8 protein-coding genes and 2 pseudogenes are annotated in these 9,696 nt (G+C 66.3%); 3 read left to right on the forward strand and 7 right to left on the reverse strand.

Annotated features, from left to right (window positions below):
- Positions 1-207: 207 nt before the first annotated feature.
- Positions 208-403: pseudogene (locus AB0D66_RS33520) on the forward strand (hypothetical protein); the annotation flags it as partial.
- 171 nt (positions 404-574) lie between these two features.
- Here the strand turns inward: AB0D66_RS33520 and AB0D66_RS33525 are convergent.
- From AB0D66_RS33525 to AB0D66_RS33550, 6 genes and pseudogenes are all read right to left on the reverse strand, one after another.
- A pseudogene (locus AB0D66_RS33525) lies at positions 575-755 on the reverse strand (IS5/IS1182 family transposase); the annotation flags it as partial.
- A gap of 20 nt (positions 756-775) precedes the next feature.
- On the reverse strand, positions 776-2,419 hold the full coding sequence (locus AB0D66_RS33530) for a glycosyltransferase family 39 protein (RefSeq protein WP_362310953.1): 1,644 nt from the start codon (positions 2,417-2,419) through the stop codon (positions 776-778).
- Positions 2,416-3,447, reverse strand: coding sequence for a glycosyl hydrolase (locus AB0D66_RS33535; protein ID WP_362310954.1), 1,032 nt, complete (start codon positions 3,445-3,447; stop codon positions 2,416-2,418). Before AB0D66_RS33535 ends, AB0D66_RS33530 begins: the two co-directional genes overlap by 4 nt.
- Positions 3,444-4,895: a cellulose synthase catalytic subunit gene (locus AB0D66_RS33540; RefSeq protein WP_362310955.1), complete on the reverse strand. Its 1,452-nt coding sequence runs from the start codon at positions 4,893-4,895 to the stop codon at positions 3,444-3,446. The genes AB0D66_RS33535 and AB0D66_RS33540 overlap by 4 nt, the downstream gene beginning before the upstream one ends.
- Positions 4,896-5,082: 187 nt before the next feature.
- On the reverse strand, positions 5,083-5,532 hold the full coding sequence (locus AB0D66_RS33545; RefSeq protein WP_362310956.1) for a response regulator transcription factor: 450 nt from the start codon (positions 5,530-5,532) through the stop codon (positions 5,083-5,085).
- A 180-nt stretch (positions 5,533-5,712) separates the two neighbouring features.
- Positions 5,713-6,594 carry an AraC family transcriptional regulator gene (locus AB0D66_RS33550; RefSeq protein ID WP_362310957.1) on the reverse strand — a complete coding sequence of 294 codons (882 nt, stop codon included), beginning with the start codon at positions 6,592-6,594 and terminating at the stop codon, positions 5,713-5,715.
- 262 nt (positions 6,595-6,856) lie between these two features.
- On the opposite strand from AB0D66_RS33550, the gene AB0D66_RS33555 reads away from it, so the two are divergent.
- Both AB0D66_RS33555 and AB0D66_RS33560 read left to right on the forward strand, forming a co-directional pair.
- On the forward strand, positions 6,857-7,450 hold the full coding sequence (locus AB0D66_RS33555) for a hypothetical protein (RefSeq protein ID WP_362310958.1): 594 nt from the start codon (positions 6,857-6,859) through the stop codon (positions 7,448-7,450).
- A 49-nt stretch (positions 7,451-7,499) separates the two neighbouring features.
- A complete protein-coding gene (locus tag AB0D66_RS33560; RefSeq protein ID WP_362310959.1) occupies positions 7,500-8,810 on the forward strand; it encodes a hypothetical protein in 1,311 nt (436 codons plus the stop codon).
- Positions 8,811-9,103: 293 nt separating this feature from the next.
- Here AB0D66_RS33560 and AB0D66_RS33565 read toward each other — a convergent pair whose 3' ends face one another.
- The gene (locus AB0D66_RS33565) at positions 9,104-9,553 is read right to left on the reverse strand and encodes a LuxR C-terminal-related transcriptional regulator (RefSeq protein WP_362310960.1); all 450 of its coding nucleotides are present in this window, start codon (positions 9,551-9,553) and stop codon (positions 9,104-9,106) included.
- Positions 9,554-9,696 lie beyond the last annotated feature (143 nt).

Raw genomic sequence — 9,696 nt, forward strand, 5'->3', positions numbered from 1 at the left:
GTGACCAGTTCCCGCATCAGCCATGAAGCGATCTACCAGGCGCTATTCACCGAGGGCCGTGGCGCGCTCAAGCAGTAGCGGCCCATGGGCTCATTAGCTCCACGGTCTCCTTGCGCGACCGCTGATTCTCCGCTCGAAGCCGGGCCAGTTCCTTCCGCTCGGACTCCTTCCTTATCGGGTCACGACTCCACGCTACGAGGGGAAGCACAGTTCAACCGGAACCACGCCCGGCCCGGTGCCCCCCGGCGAACGCGCCTTCGCCCAGCTGAAGCCCTGGAAGACCCTCCGCCGAGCACGACACTCCACCAACCGCCTCAACGCACCATCTAAGCCACACTCTCCTCACCTGCGGGTATGCAGGATGAAAGAGGCTCACGAATGGGCTCGTGCATGGTTGGTGTGATGGTGTTGCTGTGCTGTCGTCGGGCTGTTGTGGTGGTGGGCGTTGCAGGGCGTGGAATGATCATGTCGGAGCTTCAGATCGCCTCTCCAGGTCTCAGCGTCGGCGATCACTGATCTCGTCGTTGGGTCGGAGTCTCTCTGGCAGGGGGCGGGACGCTGGGCTGTGCGGCTTCCCCAAGCAGGGCGGCAGGGCGGCAGGGCCGCCAGGCGCAGCCACCGACCAGGACTTGGACGATCGCGGCGAACAGCGTCTCGTCAGGCGTGTCCCGTATCCGTGTCCCGCCACCCTGCGGTCCTACCCGAGACGGGGAGATCAACGACTCCGCGATCTTCCGCAGCCCCTCCGGAACGATCCAACTCGGCTACGCCGAAGTCATGAGCGAGTGACTTTCACCCAGATCCGGTACCCGGTCTGGCCGGCGTCCGGAGTCAGGTCGGCCAGCAGTTGGTAGTGGGGGTTGCCCCGCAGCGCGGTGACCACGGCCTTCTGCACGGCCGGCCGTGTGGTTCCGTCGAGGACGATCAGACGGAACTCACCGCTGCGCACTGCCTGTGCGCACGCCGCGTCGGGATCCGCCGCCGCGAAACGCGAGCCGTCCATCCTCCCGGCACAGTCGGTCCACTGTTCCGGCCTGGTGCTCGTTCTCAGCTGATAACCCGGCATCTCGGCCGGGATCGCCAGATAGGTCCCCGAGGACCCCGCGTACGGGGCGAGGACGCCGGCCAGCCGTTCCTGGTCCGGGTACGCCGCGAACCACCGGTCCGTGTGCGGCATTCCCAGGCACAGCGCAGCCGTCCAAAAGGCGATGGCGAACTGTGGAAAGCGCAGGTGCCGTCCCATGAGCCAGGTGACACCAACACCCGCCAGGGGGGCGGCGAACCAGGCCAGAGCTCCGACACGGCCGATCCCGCCCGCGGTCGACCCGCTGACCGCGACCGCGGCGAGAGGCGCGGCGGCCGCGGCGCCGAGCGCGAGGACCGCCGCCGCCCGCCGGGCCCGCCCCGCCGCCCGCCGGACCTCAAGCAGCGGATGCTCACCCATGCCGTCACGGAACACGTGGCAGGCAGCTCCCACTGCCGCCGCCGCCATCAGCAGCAGGACCGCCGGACCAGGTCCTGCCGGACCCGAGGCGGCCACGCCAGGCGTGCCCAGCGCCGAACGGAACACCGGCCCGGTCAGGACGCCCGCGGCGTGCAGTGCCCACAGCAGTCCGGCCACACCCGCCGCCGCGGCCAGCACCCGCCGCACGGCAGCACCGCCGAACCGGCCCGCGTCGTCCGCGCGCACCCCCGCCAGCAGCACCACAGGTAGCAGGCACAGCACCGTCCAGTGCTGCGTCAGCACCGCCGCACCGGCGACCGGCACGGCGCACAGCACGGCGAGCCGGCCAGCCCGGCCCGTGGCCGTGACCGCTCGCGCCGTGCACGCCAGCAGGCACAGCCCGGCGGCCTCCGGCGTGGCGGATCCGCCCAGCACGGCGGTGGAAGGCAACACCGCGAAGAGCGCCGCCGCACACAGGCCCGCCCGCACGTTGAACAGCCTGGTCGCCAGCCCGTACAGCAGGGTCGTGGTGACCAGCATCAGGACCAGGCTGACTGTCCGTGCAGCCCAGATGCCACCGGCGGCATCGGCCACCGCGGCGAGCGCCGGGAACGACTGCGGTGACCCGCCGAGCGCGGGGACGCTCCACGGCCCATGGGTCCCGGCGGAGATTACCGTCGCCTCGGCGTGGCCCACCGTCAGGGACAGCGCCTCGAAGGGCGTGACTCCGGCCGGACGGCGCAGCGTGAGCAGTGTCTGCACGATCAGGACACAGGCCAGCGCCCCTCGGGCGATCAGGGCGCGGCGCCGACCGCCCTCGGCGGACCACCCCGCCGTAGGCGGCACCGGGACGGAGGCTGCGCTGGGTGCCGGACCGTCGACCGCCTGCAGGGCCAGAGTGGGCCGGTCCTCCTCGAAGGGCGGCGAGGCCCCCGGGACCGTGCCGGGACGGAGGTGCGCGTGCGGGGCCGTCACGAGACCCGGGTACGTACGTCGAAGCCGTAGCGCGGGTCGGCGGCGAGCCGCCGGAACTGCTTCATTGCGGCCGTGGTGCCCGTCTCCAGCCGCCAGTCGGCCCGTTTGGCGTGGTTGAACCAGACGAAGCCGATGATGTCCTCGTCCCCGTTCACCCCGGCGAACAGCTCTCGGACGTCGGCGGCGCGGCGGGCCGTGGGCTCCGCCGCGGTCTCCACGATGAGGAGCGGCTTGTCGGCGATGGCGCGCAGCTCCGTCAGAGTGCGACCGAAGACGGTGTCGAAGGTGCCCTCGTATCGGGTGAAGTAGCCGACCATCCCGATCCAGTCGACGTACCCGTCCCCAGGGTAGTACGGGGCGAGCGCGACATCTGGCATCGGGTTGACGATGTTGGGGGCCCAGGCCCAGATGACGTTGGCGACCAGGTTGTCGGTGAAGACGTCATGGACGTGGCGATAGGCCGCCGCGTAGTCTTCGGCGGTGGTGTGCTCCGGACCCCAATCCTCCCAGTCCCCGTTCATCTCATCCGCGAAGTCGATGACGACGGGGAGGTTCAGCCGGCGTACGGCGAGGGCGTACTCCTTGACGTAGTCGTCGCTCACGCCGGCGGTGATCTCCTTCATGGTGATTCCCCTCGGCTCCCAGGACACGAGCGTAAGTGCACCCTCCGCCCAGGCGTTGCGCACGCCCGACGCGTTGAAGCCGTCTCCCCAGGCCGCGTAGTCCTCGACGAGGTTGGGCTGCTTCCCCGAGGTACGCGCGTACTCCTTCAGCGGCCCCATAGAGGTCGGCGCACCGTCGACCGCGGCGCCCAGGTACTTGCCGGAGGGCGGGCGGATCAACTGCCTCAGATCGGGGGGACGGTAGTCCGCCGCGGTAGCCGACGCTCCCCGCGGCGGCCCTCCGCCCTCCTGGAAACCGAGGCCCCAGGGGGTGCACGCGGACGTGACGAACACGGTCACCAGTCCGAGTACGAGCCGCCGCGCCCGGTACCGACTCCTCCGGACGGCTCCTCCGAAGCGCTTCACGATCCCGCCTCCGCCCGCGGCTGTACCAGGATCCGGCCGACCACCGCCGCATAGAACAGGCCGGAGGACAGGATGAGCGCGAAGTCGGCCGCTTCCAGGGTGAGGGCCCGCCACAGGGCGGCACCGACCCAGACCGCCGCGGTCCCAGCACTCCAGAACCACATGCCGAACCAGAACCTTTTCGTCTGGCTGCCCTTCGCCGCACTCGCACCGGTCGGCTGCCATTGCAGGCGGCGCCCGCGCACCGCGTCCCAGATGGCGAACGCGTGCGCCCAGCCGTACATCATCCGGGCGGCCCAGGCTTCCAGCCGGTACGGGGCACGATGCCACAACGGGAAGACCAGGGTGGCGTAGACGATGCCCGGGAGGAGGAGCCACACGTGTTCGGCGCGCAGCAGGTGGGGAGCCGTGAGGAGCAGCAGGATCGGCGCGATGGGGGCAGCGAAGGTGAACAAGGCGGTGTGGAGGTAGTAGAGGAATCCGGAGATATAGCACAGGCGGGTGGTGACCGGCAGCCGGGCCGTCCAGAACTTGCGGCTGGTGAGCAGGCTCATCGAGCCGGTACACCACCGGTACTGCTGGCTGACGAAGGCGGGGATGCTGTCCGGGCACACTCCCGCGGATACGGCCATGGGGACGTAAACGAGGTGCCAGCCATGGGTGCTCAGGTCGAAGCCAGTGTGCACGTCCTCCGAGTGCTCGATCAGCGTGGTGCCGCCGTTGCTCTCCAGGGCGGCGCGCCGGTAGACTGCGCAGCTGCCGACGCAGATGGCGCCGCCGTTGGCCTGCCGGGACACCTGCACCGACCGGTAGAACAGCTCCTGTACGGCCCCGGCGCCGCGCTCCACCCAGTTTTGGGCGTCGAGCACCCGGAAGTACTGGGGAGACTGCACTATGCCCACACCCGGTTCGGTGTCGAAGTAGGGCAGCAGCTCCTGCAGCAGGTCGGCCCGGGGGGCGAAGTCGGCGTCGAGGACGAGCACGAACTCCCCCGAGGAGCGGCCGAACCCGAAGTGCAGGTTCCCGGCCTTCTTGAACCAGCCCGGGTTCTCGCGTGTGCCGTACCGGAAGCCGAAGTCACGGGACATGGCCGCCACTTCCGGGCTGGCGGAGTCGTCGAGGACGAACGGCAGGCACGTCCCGGGATAGCGGTCGGCCATGGCACGCACATAGGTCCAGGTGTTGTGCAGCACGGAGACCGGTTCCCCGCAGACCGGCAGGAAGACGTCCACGGACGGATACGCGGTTGGCTGCCAGCGGCGAACCAGACGGCGGTGTGCTTTCAGGTCGAAGTCGCCCGCGAAGCCGTTGACCCGCAGCGAGACGAGGTAGTAGGCGAGTGAGAAGCCGGTCAGCGGCAGCAGGAGCCACCAGGCGGAGGTGGCGCCGAACAGCATGTACTGGCAGGCCGTCAGACAGCCGAAGCCCACGAGTGAGGCGACGGTCATCAGTCGCAGTCGACGGACGGCATAGGCGTACTTCTCCCGGTCCGTTGGGGGTGGCGGCAGCAGAGTGCCGGGCACGGCCGCGCTCGTACGTGCTGCACCATGACGTCGCGATCGACGACGGTCACGGGTTTCACGAGCGGGGGACGCCTCGGCCGGCGTCCTCGCGCGAAGTCGGATCGCCAACGCGTCAGCTCCGAGCCGGGACCGGGAGGGGCCGCCGCGGCTCTGTGGTGCGGGGGTTCGCACCGGAGCCGCTCCCGTGCCTGGTGCTCCGTCGGACCACGGCGCGGATGCGGGCGCCCAGTTCCCCGGGACGGCAGGGCTTGACGACGTAGTCGTCGGCCCCGAGGTCGAGGGCTCGGACCTGTGAGACGGTGTCAACCCGTGTGGTGAGCACGATCAGCGGAACGGACAGCTCCCCGTGGAGCGTTTCGCACAGTCCGAAGCCGTCCCCGTCGCGCAGGTCGATCTCCAGAAGGGCGATGTCGTAAGGCTGCCGGTCCGAGCGTGCCTGCCGGACCGCCCGGATCGCCGCCGGCCCGGAGGTCACCCGATCCGTGTCGAAGCCTTGGGACCGCAGGGTCCTGGCGAGGGTTTCGGCGTACAGGGTGTCGTCTTCGACGTGAAGAAGGCGCATCGGTGGAGTCCCTCATCGTGGTGCGCCTCATTGGCCGCGCCGTGCGTAGGTGGGTGTGGGCGGGTGTCCGCATTGCCGTAGCCGGGAGCACGATCGGGGGGCCTGAGGGCCCCGGACCCGCCTTCACCATAACGGTCGCGTCCCGACGAGGACCTGCCCTGACGGGAAGTGATGCGTGCGTCAACGTGCACGGTAGGCCTGGGGAGGGATGCCCATGACCGACTTGAACTGCCGGCTGAAGAGGAAGCTGTCCTGGTACCCGTAAGCGACAGCCACCTGGGCGATCGACTTCCTGCTCTCGTTCAGATGCGCCGCAGCGTGCTGGATGCGGCGGCGGACGAGCCACTCCCTGGGCGGTATGCCGAAGGTCTTGCGGAAGGTACGGGTGAAATAGTCCGGGGACAGTCCGGCGACCTGGGCGAGGTCCGCCACGCTCGGCCGGCCGGTGATGTTGTCATCGGCGAACTTCTCGATGGCCTGCCGCGCGGATGGACTGAGCACGCCCGGCTCCGTGTACTGATCCGCCCTGCGGAACAGGGAGGTGAACAGCACCAGCAGCAGTCCTTGGATGCGCTTGTCCCGGTGGGGCAGGGCGGTGTCGAGTTCGGTGACCAACAGATCGAACAATCCGCGCACTTCCCACACATCGGGGATGCACAGGGCCGGTGCGAGCGCCTCCGAGCCCTCCTCGTCCGCCGATATCCGGAGCAGGTAGACCACGCTGCCCCGGTCGTCGGGTGTCGCTATGGAGAACGGGGTGCCCGGGCGTATCCAGAGCACGCTCCCCGCATCGAGGTTCCAGCGATCGGGGCCCGCGGTGGCGGTGCAACTGCCGCTGACCATGAAGTACAGGAGGTGCTCGTCCGGCCCCTGGGGATGCTCCAGTCGTCGGCTGCTCTCCAGCACTTGCTGCCCGAACAGGCCCGGGGTGTCCACCACGCGGTCGGGGCGCACAAGGCCGAGCCACCGGGCGGTGGTCCCTTCCTGGGGTTCGTCACGGTCGTCGGTGTGGGAAGGCATAGCCACCGTTCCTGATGGCCGCTTCGTCTCTACGGTCAGCATGTCAATCAATACTGACGAATCCGGTGTCCTCGCGGATCAGGGGAAAACCCTGGCATTCCGGTCCTCAGGAGGTGGGAGAGATCCCCCGATAGAGGACAGCATTGGGCGCCGGAGCACATGCCAACAGCCTGATAGGGCAACCGATCGGGCAGTCCGCCTAGTACGGGGGCGTGCCCTGCGGCAGCTCGGCGGAGCCGTCGCTTCCGAGCGATGGTTGTACTGAAGACGTAGGTGTCGATATCGCGACCTGGAGAGACCGGATATGAAGACCGAAGATCTTTGGTATTACCTGGCGTCCTGTTGGGAGGCCAGCGAGGCTGCGAACTGGTGGGACTTCGCTCGAGGGCATCAGGACCTGGTGATGGGCGGAATCGACGACGCCGAGCAGCGGAAGACCGTCCTGGAAGTCCTTACCTACTTCGAAGATGTGGCGATTCTCTACAATCTCGCGGAGCTCCCCTGCGGTGAGGATCCGGCTGTATACCGCGAGTCGGTCAGAGGGATCTTCTGCGACTGGTATGAGACCGTCTTCCTGCCCTACAAGCCCGAAACCTACCAGGCTTCGGAGACGGTTGGCCCGACTACTGGCTCAGCAGAGCATTACGGGCCAGCGGTCGTGGACATTCCGGTGTCCCGGTCGCAAACAGAGCCGGATTCGCAGTCGGCCAAAAAAGCGGTGCCGGGGGGGCTGCAACCCGTCTCGGCTGCGACTGCGGCGTATGCCTCAGGTGTTTTTCAAACGTTCGGCACAGAAGGTGGAGCACTTCCGGCCAATCATGTCGAAATCCTCCAGCATGGCGCTGTAAACAGTGCCGTAGAAGAAGAGTATGACAGGCCGATCTTCGAGGGGCTGTGACCGAATCTCGGTCGTTGCCAATCGTTGAGACTATCCGAAGGGTGTAGCTATGATCGATCCGCAAGGGGCAGTGGATTCTGCCGCTAATATTGTTATGCAGATCATGTCTCAAGTCGGGGGCAAGCTCGAGATCACAGATTCGACGGATGGCATCCACAGCATCTCGCCGAGCCACTTGGATAGTGCCAGGGAAGGAGGCAACGTCGTAGCCTCCTACTCGACCGAAGGGTGCTGGTTTACCCACACTCGGCTGTACCGTGTGGCCAAGGCGCTTCCTGGTGGCGTGAGTACGGGGCGCGCGATGAAGGGCGCCGAACGTGGAACCAAAAATGAACAGCGTAAAGAGCAGGCGAAGGAAGTCAAGGAATCGATTCTGGTCGGGGCTCAGCTGCCTTTCCGGATTTCCTTTGATGTGATCGAGTACAGGCTCGCCCACCTCGAGGCGCAGTTCAACGATGCAGTGTCTAAATTGAACGCGGACGCAGGTCTGGCTGCAGGGGTGTATCAAGCAAAAATTGCTGCGATTCAAGCTGAACTTTCGACATATCCCAAGAACGATCCCGCGCGTGAGCCGTTGCGTCTCCGGATCAATGAGGTGCGGCGGGAGATGAACAGGGCGCAGGAGCAAGTCGAAGCCAGAATTGCAAGAGTGAACGCGCGAGCTGCTGAGAATGGCGCCAATGAAACCCACTATGCGATCACTAACTTCCGGATCCTGATGACCGGGGGAGAGGATATAGGGGTGAAGCCCTACGCGTCGAGCGGAATTTCCGTGCAGGGTCTTCTTCGGGCTACGCCTTCACCGGGGCAGGGTATACATATCTCGCTCAACTGGAACGAGACGGGTATCCCGTTCTATCACAATTCTTGGGCCGGCGAGATGAAGCTGGAACTGAACTCGCAGGGAGCGCCCGAGATACTCTCGGATGGGCGGGGTAACAAGTTCCACGACCGGTTCATGGCTACGATGTCAGGGCTTGCGCCAATTGTGGCGAGTAACATGCGAGGGAGGGGCGCCATTGATGAAGATGACCTTGGTGAAACTTATGCAAGTAGCGAAACTTGGGCTGCATCGGCGGCACGTAAAGAGAACAAGGAGAAAGAGGATAGGACTGCAATTAGCGCAGAGCGGATGAGGAAACTCTATGGTAGTGAAGTTCTGGTTGCCGCGCTGAAGAAGGCCGAGGAGGCGAAGGAAAAGGTGAAGGGGGGTGGTGGAGTAATGGAGCGCGGCCGTACGGTGAATAATGAATCCAAGAAGCCTCCGGCTGGCATATGGAAGATATTCGGAAAGTTCGGTGGGTCGAAGAAGGCAAGTGCCAAATCGGCGGCGGAAGCGAGGCGGAAGGAGAAAAAGTAACTGAGTCGAGGGGTGGAAATCCGGGGCCGACACGTAGCTGTCGTGTTCACCGCACAGATGAAGCGCTGTCGCGGTGCCCGTGGTCTCCCGGCAGAGAATGACTGCCGATGGGAAGAACTGCGTCTCCGGAGGTGCGGTGACGTCCAGGCCCACCGCCTCACCCCGCCGTAGATCACCAAGGGCTTCCGGACCAGTTCCGGCGTTGCGCCTGCCCCTGTGAGTCGGGGTGGGCTCCTCATGGTCCCGCAGGTGTCCCAAAGCGAAGACCAGGAGCTGTTTCCGAATCCAGGGGGCTACCGACCGCTCTCGGCCCGCCGGGTGTGGACGGGCGGGTGGGCCGGAGTTTCTGTGAGCAGGCTGCGAAGTTCTCGGCGGTTGCTGACGCCCAGCTTCGCGTACAGGTTTCGCAGGTGGAATTCGACGGTTTTCTCGCTGAGGTGGAGTGCTTCCGCGACCTCACGGTTCGTCAGGCCCAAGCCCACCAGTTGTCCCACTTCGTGTTCACGGGGAGTCAGCCGGGTGAAGTGATGCTCGTTGCCCGGTGACGGGTCCGAGAGCGCGGCCAGCAAGGAGCGGCAGCTGCGCAGGAGGACGGTGTTGTCCAGGCGGTCGAGTATGTCCTCTACCACCCTGAGATGCGCGCACGCCTGAGCGGCGGAAGGCGGCGAGGCCGGATGTAGTTGGCGGGGCGGATGCGGTGCTGTTGGCACGGGGGAGGAGGGGTCGTCCTTCGTGGTCCGCATGATTTTCCTTCGATTGGGACACCGAACACGTGGGAAGCGGGAAGAGATCTAGAACTCGTTTGATCGGAGGGTCACTTGGACTGTCTTGCCGCAGGGGCTGATCTTTACCGACCAGTCGACGGTCAGTTCTTCGATGAGGGCGA

The sequence above is a fragment of the Streptomyces sp. NPDC048270 genome (assembly GCF_040652335.1).
Taxonomy (GTDB): domain Bacteria; phylum Actinomycetota; class Actinomycetes; order Streptomycetales; family Streptomycetaceae; genus Streptomyces.